The 516-nt window shown below is 50.8% G+C and carries 1 protein-coding gene; it reads left to right on the top strand.

What is annotated here, in order from left to right:
• A partial coding sequence (locus R7044_RS28120) for a collagenase (protein WP_225456385.1) occupies positions 1 to 516 on the top strand: 516 nt, incomplete at both ends.

Below are 516 nucleotides of genomic sequence, written 5' to 3'. Positions count from 1 at the left end.
GTTCCAGCGTTACCCATGGGGCAGTGGGCTCGACAAACTGTGGCTTGCCGCCGTTGAGATGATGCGTTACGACGCGCCTGTGCGTATGAAGGCTCTAAACCTAGAACAAGCGAAGCAGGATCTAGCAGCACGCGTGATGCCAAATCGTTTCGAATGTCAGGGATCTGCCATCATTCGCTCTGAAGATCTCACCGATGCTCAAGCTGCGAAAGCGTGTGAAGTGCTTGCTGCGAAAGAAGCAGACTTCCATCAAGTTGCGAATACTGGCAATCAACCAGTGGCGGATGACTTGAACGATCGTGTTGAAGTCGCGGTGTTTGCAAGCAACGACAGTTACGTTGATTACTCTTCATTCCTGTTTGGCAATACAACGGATAACGGTGGTCAGTACTTAGAGGGGACCCCGTCAAGAGCCGATAATACGGCGCGTTTCGTGGCTTATCGCTACGCGAATGGCGAAGATCTATCTATTTTGAACCTTGAGCACGAGTACACTCACTACTTGGATGCACGTTT

It is taken from the genome of Vibrio sp. 1402 (assembly GCF_033340275.1).
The sequence above is the reverse complement of the archived record's forward strand: the minus strand, read 5'-3'. Positions and strand labels throughout refer to the sequence as shown.